Genomic DNA, 16,761 nt, shown 5'->3' with positions numbered 1-16,761 from the left:
GTAGTTTTCGCAAAATATTTTACGCGGCGCCTTCCGACGGCTTCTTGCCGAGCTCGACGCCCAGCTGCTTGAGCTTGCGATACAGGTGCGTGCGCTCGAGGCCCGTCTTCTCCGCGACGCGCGTCATGCTGCCGTTCTCGCGCGCGAGGTGATATTCGAAGTACGCGCGCTCGAACGCATCGCGCGCTTCGCGCAACGGGATGTCGAACGGAATCGCGGCCGTCTGGCCCGCGAGGCCCAACGCCGCGGCCATGTCGTCGCCGAGCGTCGGCAGCGCGGCCGCGGACGCGACCGCCGCCGGGCCCGAAGCCTGGCCGGCGCCGGCCTTCGCCGCCGAGTTGACGGACACCGGCGCCGCGCCGCGCACGAGACCGTGCTCGACCGACTTCAGCAGCTTCTGCAGCGCGATCGGCTTCTCGAGGAAATCGAGCGCGCCGATCTTCGTTGCTTCGACAGCCGTGTCGATCGTCGCGTGCCCGGACATCATGATCACGGGCATCGTCAACAAGCCCTGCGCCGCCCATTCCTTGAGCAGCGTGACGCCGTCGGTATCGGGCATCCAGATATCGAGCAGCACGAGATCGGGCGCCTGATTCAGACGGTATTCCCGCGCGGCCTGCGCGTTCTCCGCCGCCTCGACGACATGTCCTTCATCGCTGAGGATTTCCGAGAGCAATTCCCGGATGCCCATTTCATCATCTACCACCAGGATGGTTGCCATTTACGCTGCCTTTGTCTGCACACTTGCTTTTGTCTTAGCGGGGGCCGTCCCGACCTGCGCGCCGGGTTCGGCGCCTGGCGTATCGCTCGCCATCTGCAGGAACAGGATCGACACCTGCGCACCCTCGACGGTCTCGCCGTGCATGCGATTGCGCAGATCGATCCGCGCGCCGTGCTCGTCGACGATTTTCTTGACCATGGCCAATCCGAGCCCCGTGCCCTTCGCTTTCGTCGTCACGTAAGGCTCGAACGCACGGGTCAGGATGCGTGCCGGAAAACCGGGCCCGTTGTCGGACACGGTAAGACGTACCGCGACGCGCGTTTTGCCCTCGGCGTCGGGATCGCCATATTCTACTGTCTTGGTTTCGATCAACACACGCGGATGCGCGACTTCCGCAACCGAATCCTGCGCATTCTGCAGCAGGTTGTGAATCACCTGGCGCAGTTGCGTCGCGTCGCCGCGAATCACCGGCAGCGACGGCGCGAGTTCGGCGACGATCGCGCTCTTGCCTTCGCCGACACCATACAGCCCGAGCACCTCGCTCGCCAGTTCGTTCAACTGCAGGTTGCCGAGCACCGCCGGCGGCGTGCGCGCATATTCGCGGAAGTCGTCGACCATCCGCTTCATCGCGGCCACCTGGTTGACGATCATCGTCGCGCCGCGCTTGAGCACGTCCGCATCGGGCGGCGCGAGCTTGTCGGACAGCTTCATCTGCAGCCGCTCTGCCGACAGCTGGATCGGCGTCAGCGGGTTCTTGATCTCGTGCGCGAGCCGCCGCGCGACCTCGCCCCACGCGACCGAACGCTGCGCGGAAATCACGTCGGAGATGTCGTCGAACACGATGACGTAGCCGGACGTCTGCGGGTCGTCGGCCTCCCCCTCGACCGTCGACACGAGGCGCGTGCCGCGCACGAGCAAGGTCAGCGGATCGGATTCGCCCGGCACGTCGACCGCGAACTGCTGCTGCCAGTGGCCGCGATCGCCACTGGCGCCGTCGGAAGCCGCCTCGCGATCGGCGAATGCCTTGCGCACCATCGCGCCGAATTCCGCGACGACGTCGATCCGGTCGAGCGCCGTGCCGATCATCGCGCCGAACGGCTGCCGGAAGATCCGCTCGGCGCCGCGGTTGGCCGTCGTCAGCCGGAACTGGCGGTCGAGCACGAACACGCCGGCGGTCAGGTTCGCGAGGATGCTCTCGAGATACGTCTTCGAATGCTCGAGCGCGATCCGGTTCTTCTCGACCGCGAGCCGCGCCTCGGACAGCTGGCGCGTCATCGCGTTGAACGACTGCGTGAGGAAGCCGAGCTCGTCGCGCGACTTGATCTCGCGCTTCGGCGTGTAGTCGCCTTCGGTGATCTCCTTCGTGCCCTGCGCGAGCAGGAACAGCGGCCGCGCGAGCTGCTGGCCGAGCGCGAGCGCGAGCATCATCGCGATGAAGGTCGCGAGGAACAGCGCGAGCGTCAGCGTGCCGATGTACATCTTGCGCAGCCCGGTGCGGCCGAGCGCTTTTTCCTGGTACTCGCGATAGGCGCGCTGCACCGCGTCGGCGTTGTGCGCGAGCGTGGGCGGCACCGGCTGCGTGAGCTGCAGGAACCGCTCCGCCGGCTGCAGCAGCGACGTCGACGCGTCGGGAATCGGCCGCACGACGCGCAGCCGCAACGCGCCCTTCGCGCCGTGTGCGCGCGGGTCGCCGTCGACTTCGCCCTCGATCGCCGCGTATGCGCCATGTTCGCGCGCCTGGCTCAGCATCAGCGGCGTGGGCAGGTCGTCCGGAATCAGCACGGCGAAATTGCCCGATGCCTGCGCAACGATGTGCAGGTCGGGCGCCGCACCCGAGCCGCCGCGGCTCGGCTCGACGATCGTCGCGTCCTGCACGCCGAACTGGTCGCGCAGGCGCAAGAGCGTGAGCGTCGTGCCGTTGGTGTTCGCATCGACGCTCGCGAGCTGGTCGGACATCATGCGCGCCTTCGTCTGCAGGTCGGACAGCGATGCGTCGAGCATCCCGCGGCCGAGGTTCAGGCCGGCCGTCAACGCGGTCTCGACGTTCACGTCGAACCACGACTCGATGCTGCGCGACACGAACTGGTACGACACGATGTAGATGATCCCGCCCGGCACCACGCCGACGAGCGCGAAGAACACCGCGAGCTTCGCGAGCAGCCGCGTGCCGAACTTGCCCTTCCTCAGGCGCACGACGATCATCCCGATCAGCCCGAGCACCACCAGCAGGAACACGAGCGCGACGATGATGTTCATCGCGTACAGCCACGAGTAGTAGCGGTCGAAGAACTCGGTGTTCGCGCTCGCGGCCGCGAGCAGCACGAGCAGCAGCAGCGCGGTGAGCGCGACGGTCGCCACGATGACGCGAACAAGGAGGCTCTTCCCGCTGGCCGCGCGGCGCACTTTATTTAGCACGTTCGGTCACCGTGAAGTTGAAGCGCTTCCAGTCCGAGCCGAGCGTCCAGTCGCGGTTGTTCACCGCGTCGACCTGGAACGGCTTCGGCATCAGCGCCGTATCGAGCTGCATACGCACCGAGGCCACGTAGGTTTCGCCGGCCCGCACCTGATTGCGATCGATCACGTGCCACGACGTGATGTGCCGGACGACCGCGAGCGCGTCCTTCAGCGACGGGAAGCCGAGTTGCAGCCCGCCCGTCGACACGCGGTATTCGCGCGTGAGCGGCTGGAACGACAGGCGGATCGTCTGCGACACCGACACCGGTTGCTCGTCGAACCAGTACCAGCGCGCGCGGCTCAGTTCGAAGTCGGTCGTGAAGTAGAGCGGGATGCCCTTGTTGACGGCATCATCGAGGTTCGGGTTCAGCTCGAAATCGAAGCGGGCATCGAGGCTCCAGCCGCTCCCGTCAGCCTGCAGCGATGCGCGCTGCACGGCGATCGACTCGGCGGCGCGCGCCGGCCGAACGACAGCCAGGCACAGCGCCAATGCGACCAACAGGACGGCCGCGAGCCGAAGTGGAAAAAGGTGTTTGATTGTCACCGTTTCTGAAACCGCGCGTAGAAAAATCCGTCGTGATCGGTGTTCTGGTCGAGTGCGCCGGCCGCTCCGGCGGGCACGCCGCCCGGCAGCAGTTGGCCGGGCGCGTCCAATCGTACCGCATCTTCACAGGCCGCTTCAAACCAGCGGGCCTGCAATTCGCCCTCCTCGGGAAAGATCGAACAGGTCACGTAGAGCAATTCGCCGCCCGGCTTCACGAGCGGCCACAACGCCGTCAGGATGCGGCGCTGTTCCGCGACGAGTGCCGCGATGTCGGCTTCGCGGCGCAGCCAGCGGATGTCGGGATGACGGCGCACGATGCCCGACGCCGAGCACGGCACGTCGGCGAGGATGCGGTCGAACGGCCGGCCGTCGTACCACGCATCCGGCGCGCCGGCATCGGCGACGCGCACGTCCGCCGCGAGCGACAGGCGCGCGAGGTTCTCGCCGATGCGCGCCGCGCGGGTCGCGTCGCTCTCGAGCGCGACGACGTCCGCGGCGGCCAGCTCGAGGATATGGCCGGTCTTGCCGCCCGGTGCCGCGCATGCGTCGAGCACGCGCATGCCGTCACGCGCGCCGAGCCATTCGGCGGCAAGCTGCGCGCCGGCATCCTGCACCGACACGACGCCGTCCGCGAAGCCCGGAATGCGATCGACCGGCAGCGCCGATGCGAGCCGCACCGCATGGCGGCCGATCGCGGTCGCGTCGATCCCGTTCGCGCGCAGCGTGTCGAGATACGCGTCGACGCTCGCGCGGCGCGCATTCACGCGCAGCGTCAGCGGCCCCTGGCGCTCGCCGGCCGCGAGGATCGCCTGCCATGCGTCCGGCCACGCGCGCTTCACCGCATCGATCCACCACGGACGGTAGTTCCAGCGGGCGACCGGATCGTCCTGCAGCGCCGCGACGAGCGCGTCGCGCTCACGCTGGAAACGGCGTAGCACCGCGTTCACCAGCCCCTTCGCGAACGCGAATTCGCGCCGCGCGCCGATCACGGTCACGGCCTGGTCGACGATCGTGAACGCCGGATACGCGGCCGTCTCCTCCGGATCGAGCAGCAGCGCGAGCGCGCCGGCAAGTACCGCCTGCACGTGCGCGGGCGGCGCCTTGCTGACGAGCCGGCCGATCAGCCAGTCCACGCTGCCGAGGCGACGCATCGTCCGGTATGCGACGTCCTGCGTCGCGCCGCGCGCCAGCGCCTGCGCGCCGGCCGGCATCTGCGCGAACACCGTGGCCAATGCCGCCGGCAGCGCGGTGCCGCGCCGCACCGCATCGACTGCCTGCGCGGCCGCGCCGAGCGCGAAGCCCAGCGAATCGGGCGCGAGACGCAGCGCGGACAGGCGCGCGGGGCGGCCGGAGGAAGACGGAGCGGAGGAACGGGTTCGTGTCATCGGAGCAAAATCGGCAAACGGGCGCCGCGAGCGGCGGGAACCGTGCGGCGCGTGCGGCCGCTGCGATTCCAAACCGCGCATTGTAGCGTGAGGCCATGCGGCCCCTTTACGGGACGCAAAATGAAACGCCCCGCAGCGCGAGGCGTGCGGGGCGAGTTGTCGAGCGCGACGCGACTTAGTCGAAGCGGCCGGTGCGCGCCATCTCCATCAGGCGCGCGATGCGCTCCTCGGTCGCCGGGTGCGTGGAGAACAGGTTCTGCAGGCCGCCGCCGTGCAACGGGTTCATGATCATCATCTGCGCGGTGGCCGGGTGCGCTTCGGCCGCCTGGAACGGGATGCCCGCCGCATAGCGATGGATTTTGTCGAGCGCGGTGGCGAGCGACTGCGGATCGCCGGAGATCTGCGCGCCGCCGCGGTCGGCCTCGAATTCGCGCGCCCGCGAGATCGCCATCTGGATCAGCGCGCCGGCGATCGGCGCGAGCAGCGCGACCGCAATCCCCGCGATCGGGTTGGCCGGACGGCCGTTTTCATCGCGGCCGCCGAAGAACATCGCGAAGTTGGCGAGCGCCGAAATCGCGCCCGCCATCGTCGCGGTGATCGTCGAGATCAGGATGTCGCGGTGCTTCACGTGCGCGAGCTCGTGCGCCATGACGCCGCGCATTTCGCGCTCGGACAGCACGCGCAGGATGCCCGTCGTCGCGGCGACCGCCGCGTGTTCCGGGTTGCGGCCCGTGGCGAACGCGTTCGGCGCGTCCTCGTTGATCAGGTAGACGCGCGGCATCGGCAGGTTCGCGCGCGTGGCGAGCTCGCGCACCATCCGGTAGAACTGCGGCGCCGTGTTCTCGTCGACTTCCTGCGCGTTGTACATGCGCAGCACCATCTTGTCGGAGAACCAGTACGAGAAGAAATTCATGCCGAGCGCGAACAGCAGCGCGATCGTCATGCCGCGGGTGCCACCGATCATGCCGCCGATCACGATGAACAGGGCCGTGATCCCGGCCATCAGCATCGCCGTTTTGACCCAATTGAACATACCCACTCCTTATCCGTCAGGGGACCCGCCGCATTACAGTGCGCGGCGGAAAATTGTAAGCGATTTGTTAGATAAGGTCTTGCGCGAAAAATTCAATCTCAGCGTTGCGATGTGGCAAGACGAAGGCCCAGGCCAACGAAAGCGCTGCCGACCGTACGGTCGAGCCACTTCTTGACGCCCGGCTTGCCGGAAAAGCGCTGCGTGACGCTGCCCGCGACCCAGGCGACGAGACTGGTCCAGACCGTGCTCATCGCGACGAATACCGCGCCGAGGGTCAGGAACGCCCAAGCCTTGTGCGGACTGTCGGCCGACACGAACTGCGGGAAGAACGACACGAAGAACAGCACGACTTTCGGATTCAGCACGTTGGTCCAGAAGCCCTGCATGAACAACTGGCGCAGCGGCTTTGCGGCCGTGCCGTGCGCGGCTTCGGCGCCCGACGGCTCGGCGGCGTGCCTCGCGATGATCATCCGCACGCCGAGGTAGATCAGGTAGGCGGCGCCGACCAGCTTGATCACCGTGAACGCGGTTGCCGATGCCGCCAGCAGCGCGGTCAGGCCGAACGCGCATGCGAGCGCGTGAACGCAGCAGCCGGCCGAAATGCCGAACGCCGACATCAGCCCCGCGCCGCGCCCCTGGGCGACGCTGCGGCCGACGATGTAGGCCGTGTCGGGGCCGGGCGTGATGTTCAGCAGGAACACCGCGAACACGAAGAAGCCGAAATGGGTGATGCCAAGCATGAAGACCTCGAAACCGAACAGCGCAGGGAAATTCTACGCGCGCCTGCCGCGCCGTGCGACTCGGCCGTTCGGCCAATTGCGCGCGGCCGGCAGGTCGGGTCGAATGACGCTCAGGCCGCGTCGGGCAACGCGAAGCGCTGGCCTGCGGCGAGCGGCGAGCCGGCCAGGAACTCGCGCGCGGGCAACCGCTTGCCGCCCGGCTTCTGCAGTTGCGTGACGCGCAGCGCGCCGCTGCCGCACGCGACGATCACGCCTTCCGGCGCAGCGTCGACGATCGTGCCGGGCGCCGCATCGCCGCGCGCCGCCACGGGCTCGGCCGCCCAAAGCTTGATGGCCGCGCCGTCGAGCGTCGCGACGCCGCCCGGAAACGGGTCGAACGCGCGCACCTGGCGCGCGAGCACGTCGGCCGGTTTGCGCCAGTCGAGCGCCGCTTCGTGCTTGCCGATCTTTTCCGCATAGGTCACGCCGTCGGCCGGCTGCGGGGTGGCGGGCAGCGCGCCGTCGCGCTCGAGCCGCACCAGCGCGTCGACGATCAGCCGCGCGCCGTCGGCGGCCAGCCGGTCGTGCAGGGTGGCGGTCGTATCGTCAGGCGCGATCGCGACGCGCGCTTCGTCGATCATCGCGCCGGTGTCGAGGCCGACGTCCATCTGCATCAGCGTGACGCCCGTCTCGGCGTCACCGGCCTCGATCGCGCGGTGAATCGGCGCGGCGCCGCGCCAGCGCGGCAGCAGCGACGCATGGATGTTGATGCAGCCGGCGCGCGGAATGTCGAGCACCTCCTGCGGCAGCAGCAGGCCGTACGCGGCGACCACCATCACGTCGTGCGGGGTCGTGCGCAGCAGTTCGATCGCGTCGGCCGCCTCCGCCGGGTACTTGCCCGCGCGGCGCAGCGACGGCGGCTGCGCGACGGACATCCCGAGCTCGACGGCATAGCGCTTCACGGCGCTCGCCTGCAGTTTCATCCCGCGCCCGGCAGGGCGATCGGGCTGGGTGAGCACGAGCGGCACCGGGAAACCGGCCTCGTGGATCGCGGCGAGTGCGGCCGCGGCGAATTCCGGCGTGCCGGCAAAAATCACGCGCAACGTATGGGTCATGAAAGCGTTCGGGAGCGGGGCTTGGCGAACGCGCGTCACATCGCGCGTTCGAGTTTCTTCATCTTCGTCTTGATGCGGGTCTGCTTCAGCGGCGACAGGTATTCGACGAACACGCGCCCCATCAGGTGATCCATCTCGTGCTGCACGCACACGGCCAGCAGGCCCTCGCAGTCGAGCTCGAAGGCCTCGCCCTGCTCGTTGAGCGCACGCACGCGCACGTGGTCCGGGCGCTCGACCTCGTCGTAGATCCCGGGCACCGACAGGCAGCCCTCCTCGTAGATCTGCTTCTCGTCGCTCGACCAGATGATCTCGGGATTGATGAACGCGCGCAGCTCGTTCTTCTCCTCGGAGATGTCGATCACGATCACGCGCTCGTGCACGTCGACCTGCGTCGCCGCGAGGCCGATGCCCGGCGCTGCGTACATGGTTTCGGCCATGTCGGCGACGAGCTTGCGAATCCGGTCGTCGACCTTGTCGACGGGTTTGGCGACCTTGTGCAGCCGCTTGTCGGGGTAATGAAGAATGTTCAGCAATGCCATGGTGTGCGGTATTCGGTGGAGCGGCGGGCCGCATCGGCCATCCGGCCGGCTGGCGCCACTGCCGGGATGCAATGAAGATGAGGCGGACGCGCGGCATATCAACGCCGCAGGTCATGCCTCCTGCAAATGGCCGGACGCCCGTGGCGCGCGGCCCTGTCGAGTATTTCGGATGATGAAAATTTTATCATGGCGCCACGCTGTCCGCTGGCCGTCGCATTCGAGGGGAACCTCATGTCGCCGCAAGCGTTGACCCCTTCCGCGCTGCGCGCGTGGCTGCAGCTCGCGCATGCACCGGGCCTCGCGCCCGCCGTGCTGCACGCGCTGCTCGAGGCATTCGGCTCGCCGGCGGCGCTGCTGCGCGCATCCGACCAGGCCATCTGCGCGGCGAGCAGCGCGGCCGTCGCGCGGGCGGTGCGCGCCAGCGAGCGGCACGACCTCGACGCGCGCACCGATGCCGCGCTCGCGTGGCTCGACGCACCGGGCAACGCGATCGTCACGCTCAACGATCCCGTCTATCCGCGTCGGCTGCGCGACCTCCACGATCCGCCGCCGCTGCTATATGTAAAGGGCAGGCTCGACCTGCTGCACGCACAGGGGCTCGCCGTCGTCGGCAGCCGCCACGCGACGCCGCAAGGGCTCGCCGATGCAACGCGCTTTGCGCATGCGCTGTCCGATGCGGGGCTCGCGATCGTCTCGGGCCTCGCGCTCGGCATCGACGGCGCCGCGCATCGCGGCGGGCTCGACGGCCGCGCCAGCACGATCGCGGTGATCGCGACGGGCGCCGACCTCGTCTATCCGGCGCGGCACCGCACGCTCGCGCACGAGATCGCCGCGCGCGGCGCGATCGTGTCCGAATGGCCGCTCGGCACGCCCGCGCGGGCGTCACATTTCCCGCAGCGCAACCGGCTGATCGCCGCGCTCGCCCTCGGCGCGCTCGTCATCGAAGCCGCGCCGCGCTCCGGCTCGCTGATCACCGCCCGGCTCGCGAACGAGCTGGGCCGCGACGTGTTCGCGATGCCGGGCTCGATCCACGCGCCGCTCGCGCAGGGCTGCCACGCGCTGATCCGTGACGGCGCGAAGCTCACCGCTACGCCGCTCGACGTGCTCGAGGAATACGGGCTGGGCGAACCGACCACCCCCGCCATCCCCGCCATGGCGCACTCGGGATCGAGCCCCGATAATGCCGAAGCAGCCGGCACCGCGGGGCAACGCGCGGGCGAATCCGCCGCGATAACTGACTGCGGCGTTCCGGCCACCGCATCCGCCGAAATCGAGGACACGCCCGATACCCCAGCCGAACGATCCGTGCTGGCCGCACTGGGATACGGCCCCGTTACCTACGAGTGGCTCGCCGAGCACAGCGGCCTGTCCGACGACGTGCTGCACCGCGCGCTGCTCGCGCTCGAACTGGCCGGCCGCGTCGCGAGCGTGCCCGGCGGACGCTTCGCGCGGCTTGACGCGGCCCCCACCCCGCCTCGGTGTGGCGTGCTACATTCCCCCAAATAGGAGCGGCCGTGCCGCCGACGTTACCCAAGGAATTCCATGCCCGCGCTGAATCTCGACACCGATGCCGATCGGATCGCCGAGCGCCTCGCCGATCCCGACACGCTCCTCGTCGCCTGCCTGTGCGCCGAGTGGTGCGGCACCTGCCGCGACTACCGGACGGCCTTCGACCAGCTCGCCGACGCCCATCCCGACGCCTGCTTCGCGTGGATCGACATCGAAACCCATGCCGACCGGCTCGACGATCTCGACGTGGAGAATTTCCCGACGATCCTGATCGAGGATGCGAACACCGCGCGCTTCTTCGGCACGGTGCTGCCGCACGCGGCGATCGTCGAACGGATGCTGTCCGACCTGAGCGCGGTACCCGGCGCGCCGCACGCACCGAAATTGCGCAATATCCTGAACGTCGAGGCGTAAATCGCGCCCCCGCCGGGCGGCTTCTCGCGACGTTGCGCGTGCCGTCGGGCCGGGCGCTTGCCGCCATTGCGGCCCCCCTCTATGATGAGCCGCTTTTCACACGCCGCGCCGCCGTCGCCGCGGCGTGTGCTATAAAGCCGTCGTAAAAGGGACCCACGCCGGCGAACCCGGTCTACCAACACACACTTGTCATGTCCAAAGCTCTGATCATTGCGGAAAAGCCTTCTGTCGCGAACGACATCGCGCGCGCTTTGGGCGGCTTTACCAAGCATGACGAATACTTCGAAAGTGACGAATTCGTCCTTTCGTCCGCGGTCGGCCACCTGCTGGAAATCGCCGCCCCGGAAGAGTACGAGGTCAAGCGCGGCAAATGGAGCTTCGCTCATCTGCCCGTCATCCCCCCGCATTTCGATCTCAACCCGATCGCAAAAAGCGAATCGCGCCTGAAGGTCCTTACCAAGCTGATGAAGCGCAAGGACGTCGACCGCCTGATCAACGCATGTGACGCGGGGCGCGAGGGCGAACTGATTTTCCGCCTGATCGTGCAGCATGCGAAGGCGAAACAGCCGGTCCAGCGCCTGTGGCTGCAGTCGATGACGCAGCAGGCGATTCGCGACGGTTTCGCGCACCTGCGCAGCGACACCGACATGCAGCCGCTCGCCGATGCCGCACGCTGCCGCTCGGAAGCCGACTGGCTCGTCGGGATCAACGGCACCCGCGCGATGACGGCTTTCAACAGCAAGGGCGGCGGCTTCTTCCTCACCACCGTCGGTCGCGTTCAGACGCCAACGCTGTCGATCGTCGTCGAACGTGAAGAGAAAATCCGCCGCTTCATCCCGCGCGACTACTGGGAAGTGAAGGCCGCGTTCGCCTGCGCGGGCGGCTTCTACGAAGGCAAGTGGTACGACCCGAAATTCAAGCGGGACGAGTTCGATCCGGAAAGGCGCGACTCCCGCCTATGGAGCCTGCCGGCCGCCGAAACCATCGTCGCCGCATGCCGGGACCAGATCGGTACGGTATCCGAGGAATCGAAGCCGTCGACCCAGCTGTCGCCGCTGCTGTTCGACCTGACGAGCCTGCAGCGCGAGGCGAACAGCCGCTTCGGCTTCTCCGCGAAGAACACGCTCGGTCTCGCGCAGGCGCTGTATGAAAAGCACAAGGTGCTGACGTACCCGCGTACCGACGCGCGCGCGCTGCCGGAAGACTACATTCCGACGGTGCAGTCCACGCTCGAGATGCTCAAGGAGAGCCACAACTACCTGCCGCATGCGAAGCGGGTGCTCGACCAGGGCTGGGTGAAGCCGAACAAGCGGATCTTCGACAACTCGAAGATCAGCGACCACTTCGCCATCATCCCGACGCTGCAGGCGCCGAAGTCGCTGTCCGAGCCGGAGCAGAAGCTGTACGACATGGTCGTGAAGCGCTTCCTCGCGGTGTTCTTCCCGGCGGCCGAATTCCGTGTCACGACGCGGATCACCGAAGTGGCCGGCCATCACTTCAAGACCGAAGGCAAGGTGCTCGTCGAGCCGGGCTGGCTGCAGGTGTACGGCCGCGACGCCGAAGGCGCGGACGCGAACCTCGTGCCGGTGCAGAAGGACGAGAAGGTGAAGACGGACGAGATCGCCGCCGTCGCGCTCGTGACCAAGCCGCCCGCACGCTACTCGGAAGCGACGCTGCTGTCCGCGATGGAAGGCGCCGGCAAGCTCGTCGAGGACGACGAGCTGCGCGAGGCGATGGCCGCGAAGGGCCTCGGCACGCCGGCAACGCGCGCGGCGATCATCGAAGGCCTTCTGGGCGAAAAATATCTCGTCCGTGAAGGCCGCGAGCTGATTCCAACCGCGAAGGCATTCCAGCTGATGACGCTGCTGCGCGGGCTCGGCGTGAAGGAACTGACCGCGCCCGAACTTACCGGCGAATGGGAATACAAGCTGTCGCAGATGGAGCGCGGCAACCTTGGGCGCGACGCGTTCATGCAGGAAATCGCCCGCATGACGCAGCAGATCGTCAAGCGCGCGAAGGAATACGATTCCGACACGATCCCCGGCGATTACGCGACGCTCGAGACGCCATGCCCGAACTGCGGCGGCCAGGTGAAGGAAAACTACCGCCGCTTCGCGTGCACGAAGTGCGAGTTCTCGATCTCGAAGATTCCGGGCAGCCGGCAATTCGAGATCGCCGAGGTCGAGGAACTGCTGCAGCAGAAGACCATCGGTCCGCTGTCCGGTTTCCGCAGCAAGATGGGCCGTCCGTTCTCGGCGATCCTGAAGCTCTCGTTCGACGACGAAACGAAGAACTACAAGCTCGAGTTCGACTTCGGCCAGGACCAGGGCGGCGAGGAAGGCGAGGCGCCCGACTTCTCCGAGCAGGAACCGGTCGGCGCGTGCCCGAAATGCAACGGCCGCGTGTTCGAGCACGGGATGAGCTATGTGTGCGAGCACTCGGTCGCGAATCCGAAGACCTGCGACTTCCGTTCGGGCAAGGTGATCCTGCAGCAGGAAATCACGCGCGACCAGATGGCCAAGCTGCTCGCCGACGGTCGCACGGATCTGCTGCCGAACTTCAAGTCATCGCGCACGGGCCGCAACTTCAAGGCGTTCCTCGTGAAGCAGCCGGACGGCAAGATCGGTTTCGAGTTCGAAAAGAAGGAGCCGAAGGCGGCTGCCGCGAAGAAGACGGCAAAATCGGCGACGAAGGATGCCGAAACCGTGACGGAAGGCGCCGACGAGAAACCGGCACCGGCCCGCAAGACCGCCGCCCGCAAGACGACGGTGCGCAAGACGGGCTCGTAAGGACTCGGCCGCCGGGCGCTCCCCGGCGCATTGCACGCCGGTCAAACGGCGATAAAAAACGCGGATCGATCGCTCGATCCGCGTTTTTTCTTTTGGTGCCGCCGCGTCAGTGCGCGGCCGCCGCGCGTTACAGCGGCGACGGCACCGCGACACGCGGGCGCGCCGAGCGCGCGAGGCGAGGCTGCAGGTTCGGGTCGGTCGATTCGGGCTGCTCGGCACGCATCTCGACGCCGATCGGCGCAGGCATCGCACTCTGTGCGGCCCACTGTTCGCCAATCACCGCGTCGGTCGCGTGGCTGAAATATTCGACGAGGTGGTCGATGAACGTGCGCACCTTCGCGGGCAGATGGCGCCGGCTCGGGTATGCAATGTTGATTTCGACCTGCGGCAGCCGGAAATCCGGCAGCAACCGCACCAGCGCGCCGCGCGCGATGTCGCCGCCGATCAGGTAGCTCGGCAGGATCGCGACGCCCATCCCGAGCAGCGCGAACTGGCGCAGCATCGCGGTGTTGTTCGCGACGATCACGTTGGTCGGGCGCACGCGCACCTCTCCGTCGGGCCCCGTGAACACGCGCTCGTCGCCCCAGTATTCGGTCGGCAGGCTCAGCGCCGGGTGCTCGGCGAGTTGTTCCGGATGCGTCGGTACACCATGCTTTTCCAGGTAGCTCGGCGTCGCGCACACGGTCATGCAGCCTGTGGTCAGCCGCCGCGTGACGATGCTCGCGCTGCGCATCTGGCGCGTGACGACGATGCCGACGTCGAAACCTTCCTCGACGAGATCGACCTGGCGGTCGACCAGCGTCAGATCCGGCACCACTTTCGGGAAATTCTCCGTGTACGACTGCAGGACGGGAGCAAGGTTATGCAGGCCGAACACGACCGGCGCGACGATGCGCAACGTGCCGACCGGCTCGTGGTTGCGCGCGACGACCATCTGTTCGACATCCTCGAGCTCATCGAGAATCTGGCGCGCCCGCTCCAGATAGACCTGGCCCGACTCCGTCAGCGAAAGGCTGCGGGTGGTGCGGTTCAGCAACCGCGTGCCGAGCCGGCCCTCCAGATCGGCGACGTGGCGCGTCGCGACTGCGTTGGAGATATCCATTGCACTCGCGGCCCGCGCGAAACTGCCGAGATCCGCAACCTTGACGAACACGCGCATCGACTGCAAATGATCCATAAACGACTCCTGCCGCTGTTACAACTTCAAAAAGTTGAAGCCTATGCGTAATTCTCCTACGACAACGGAAATGATGCAGAGTTGCTCAACAAGGCACGGGTTGACGATAAAAATAGTCAAAAATCCTCACTCATCGCGAACGGATGATCCAATTATTCTGATCGAAGCAACAATTGGGTGAACCTCGGCGCGTAAACGGTCGAATCAGAAAGGACGTATTTGGTGCGACACAACAGCGCACCCCGCCTCCAGGCACGGGAGGCGCGCCGCATCGGGCCGGCGCGATTGCGGCGGAGCGTAACAACCTGTTAAAAAGACACCACGGCGGACACCGGCGTAGCATCATGTCGGCCCCGGCCGGGCGGGACGGGTGCGCCCCACGTGTGCCGCCGCCACCGCCGCCGCTTCCAACGCGCGACTCCCGCTGATCATGAAAATTGCCATCCTCGACGACTACCAGGACGCCGTCCGCAAGCTGAACTGCTTCGAGATGCTCGCCGAGCACGACGTAAAGGTCTTCAACAACACGGTGCGCGGCCTGGGGCAGCTCGCGAGCCGTCTCGCGGAAGTCGAGGCGCTCGTGCTGATTCGCGAACGCACGCCCATTTCGTCGCAACTGCTCGCCAAGCTGCCGAACCTGCGCATGATCAGCCAGACCGGCCGTATCTCGAGCCACATCGACCTCGAAGCGTGTACCGACCGCGGCATCGCGGTGCTCGAGGGCACGGGTTCGCCGGTCGCGCCGGCCGAACTGACCTGGGCACTCGTGATGGCCGCCCAGCGCCGCATTCCGCAATACGTCGCGAACCTGAAGCAGGGTGCGTGGCAGCAGTCGGGCCTGAAGACGTCGGCAATGCCGCCGAATTTCGGCCTGGGCCAGGTGCTGCGCGGCCAGACGCTCGGCATCTGGGGCTACGGAAAGATCGGCCGGCTCGTCGCCGGCTATGGCAAGGCGTTCGGGATGAACGTGCTGATCTGGGGCCGCGAGCATTCACTCGAGGCCGCGCGCGCCGACGGCTACACGGCCGCCGAGAGCCGCGAAGCGCTGTTCGAACAGAGCGACGTGCTGTCGCTGCACTTGCGCATGCACGACGACACGCGCGGGATCGTCAAGCAGGAAGACCTGATGCGGATGAAGCCGACGTCGCTGCTCGTCAACACGAGCCGCGCGGAACTGCTCGAGGAAAACGCGCTCGTGAACGCGCTGTCGCACAACCGTCCGGGGATGGTCGCGATCGACGTGTTCGAAAGCGAGCCGATCCTGCAAGGCTATAGCCTGCTGCGGATGGAAAACGTGATCTGCACACCGCACATCGGCTACGTCGAACGCGAAAGCTACGAGCTCTATTTCAGCGCGGCGTTCCGGAACATCCTCGCGTTCGACCAGGGCGACATGTCCAGCGTGGTCAACCCGGAAGCGCTGACGCCGCGCCGCGTGCGCTGACCGGCGCGGGCCGCGCTCGCCGCGCGGCGCCGTTTCCCCTTCCCGCCTTCAGGCGGCCGCGCGGCCGCCTGTCATCGCGTCGACGCGCGTGAGGAAATGCTCGCCGTCGCGCCGCCCGAGGTCGTACGCATGCCGCATCTGCGACGGACTCGTGTAATCCCAGCTCGAAATCGGCACCTTGCTCGACGGTTGTACATATAGCCGCCGCTGTTCGCCGTGCGCGACCGTGAACATCTGCGGGCGCGGATACAGCCGCGTGACGAGCACCAGCACGTCGCCCGGCGCTGGGTCGAGCGCGCCGACCGGCACGTTGTCGACCATGCCGCCGTCGAGCACCGGCCGGCCGCCGCGACGCAGCACCGGCGTAAACGGCGGCGTGCACGACGACTGCAGGATCAGGTCGGCGAGTTCGTCGACGCTCGTGCAGGCCTGCGCGCGCACGAACTCGGGCCGGAAGCCGAGCGTGCGCCCGAGCGTCGGGTGCAGCGTCTTGCGCACGTACTTTTCGATGTTGTACGCGACGAGGCCGGCGGCGACCGCGCTGCGCGCGCCGAGCCAGCGGGGCACGTGCGACACGCCGATGCGGATCTCCGGCGCGTCGGCGAGTTGCGCGAACGGCTCGCCGTAGATGTCGAGCAGCGCCTGGCGGTAAATTCGGTAATGCGGAAACACGGGCTCGCGCCCGAACAGGTTGCCCCAGTATGCGTTCTTGCGGTTGTGGCGCAGCGCTTCCTCGTAATAGCGCATCACCCACGCGGCGTCGCGCGTATACAGCATGCAGGCGGTAGCCGCGCCGGCCGAGATGCCGGCGATCACGCGCGGGCGCAAGCCGAGCGCCGGCTGTGCGACGTCCCAGAAGCCGGCCTGCCACCAGCAGCGATTGCCGCCTCCCGCGAAGACGATCTGGTCGAACATCGC

Annotated in this window: 14 protein-coding genes; 4 read left to right on the top strand and 10 right to left on the bottom strand. The window is 67.4% G+C overall.

What is annotated here, in order from left to right:
* Positions 1–19: 19 nt before the first annotated feature.
* The 8 genes from esaR to def form a co-directional block, all read right to left on the bottom strand.
* Complete coding sequence (gene esaR, locus SB786_RS00270) at positions 20–721, bottom strand: response regulator transcription factor EsaR (RefSeq protein WP_006759755.1); 702 nt, start codon at positions 719–721, stop codon at positions 20–22.
* Positions 722–3,136, bottom strand: coding sequence for a sensor histidine kinase EsaS (gene esaS / locus SB786_RS00265; RefSeq protein WP_410725671.1), 2,415 nt, complete (start codon positions 3,134–3,136; stop codon positions 722–724).
* Entirely contained in the window at positions 3,126–3,719 is a 594-nt protein-coding gene (locus SB786_RS00260) for a DUF4390 domain-containing protein (protein WP_410725670.1), read from the bottom strand. Before SB786_RS00260 ends, esaS begins: the two co-directional genes overlap by 11 nt.
* Positions 3,716–5,104 (bottom strand): 16S rRNA (cytosine(967)-C(5))-methyltransferase RsmB, encoded by a 1,389-nt coding sequence (gene rsmB / locus SB786_RS00255; protein WP_410725669.1) that lies wholly within the window; start codon positions 5,102–5,104, stop codon positions 3,716–3,718. The genes SB786_RS00260 and rsmB overlap by 4 nt, the downstream gene beginning before the upstream one ends.
* Before the next feature lie 175 nt (positions 5,105–5,279).
* Complete coding sequence (htpX, locus tag SB786_RS00250) at positions 5,280–6,137, bottom strand: zinc metalloprotease HtpX (RefSeq protein ID WP_006759751.1); 858 nt, start codon at positions 6,135–6,137, stop codon at positions 5,280–5,282.
* 98 nt (positions 6,138–6,235) lie between these two features.
* A complete protein-coding gene (locus SB786_RS00245; RefSeq protein ID WP_410725668.1) occupies positions 6,236–6,877 on the bottom strand; it encodes a LysE family translocator in 642 nt (213 codons plus the stop codon).
* 110 nt (positions 6,878–6,987) lie between these two features.
* Entirely contained in the window at positions 6,988–7,971 is a 984-nt protein-coding gene (gene fmt, locus SB786_RS00240) for a methionyl-tRNA formyltransferase (protein WP_410725667.1), read from the bottom strand.
* Between the two features lie 35 nt (positions 7,972–8,006).
* Positions 8,007–8,510, bottom strand: a complete 504-nt coding sequence (gene def, locus SB786_RS00235; protein WP_126228742.1) for a peptide deformylase — start codon at positions 8,508–8,510, stop codon at positions 8,007–8,009.
* 186 nt (positions 8,511–8,696) lie between these two features.
* Between def and dprA the strand changes: the two genes are divergently transcribed.
* The 3 genes from dprA (at position 8,697) to SB786_RS00220 (ending at position 13,222) form a co-directional block, all read left to right on the top strand.
* Entirely contained in the window at positions 8,697–10,016 is a 1,320-nt protein-coding gene (dprA, locus tag SB786_RS00230; RefSeq protein WP_410725666.1) for a DNA-processing protein DprA, read from the top strand.
* Between the two features lie 36 nt (positions 10,017–10,052).
* Entirely contained in the window at positions 10,053–10,433 is a 381-nt protein-coding gene (locus SB786_RS00225) for a thioredoxin family protein (protein ID WP_006750078.1), read from the top strand.
* 191 nt (positions 10,434–10,624) lie between these two features.
* Complete coding sequence (locus SB786_RS00220; protein ID WP_410725665.1) at positions 10,625–13,222, top strand: DNA topoisomerase III; 2,598 nt, start codon at positions 10,625–10,627, stop codon at positions 13,220–13,222.
* A 127-nt stretch (positions 13,223–13,349) separates the two neighbouring features.
* Here SB786_RS00220 and SB786_RS00215 read toward each other — a convergent pair whose 3' ends face one another.
* On the bottom strand, positions 13,350–14,399 hold the full coding sequence (locus SB786_RS00215) for a LysR family transcriptional regulator (protein WP_166724473.1): 1,050 nt from the start codon (positions 14,397–14,399) through the stop codon (positions 13,350–13,352).
* Positions 14,400–14,829: 430 nt separating this feature from the next.
* Here SB786_RS00215 and SB786_RS00210 point away from each other — a divergent pair, with 430 nt between their 5' ends.
* Positions 14,830–15,843 carry a D-2-hydroxyacid dehydrogenase family protein gene (locus SB786_RS00210; RefSeq protein ID WP_006750081.1) on the top strand — a complete coding sequence of 338 codons (1,014 nt, stop codon included), beginning with the start codon at positions 14,830–14,832 and terminating at the stop codon, positions 15,841–15,843.
* A 48-nt stretch (positions 15,844–15,891) separates the two neighbouring features.
* On the opposite strand, the gene SB786_RS00205 is transcribed toward SB786_RS00210, so the two are convergent.
* Complete coding sequence (locus SB786_RS00205; RefSeq protein ID WP_410725664.1) at positions 15,892–16,758, bottom strand: patatin-like phospholipase family protein; 867 nt, start codon at positions 16,756–16,758, stop codon at positions 15,892–15,894.
* Between the last annotated feature and the right edge of the window lie 3 nt (positions 16,759–16,761).

The sequence above is a fragment of the Burkholderia sp. SIMBA_062 genome, assembly GCF_046534765.1.
In the GTDB taxonomy this organism is placed as follows: Bacteria; Pseudomonadota; Gammaproteobacteria; order Burkholderiales; family Burkholderiaceae; genus Burkholderia; species Burkholderia ambifaria.
Note: the sequence above shows the minus strand (reverse complement) of the source record. Positions and strands in the feature narration are given on the sequence as shown.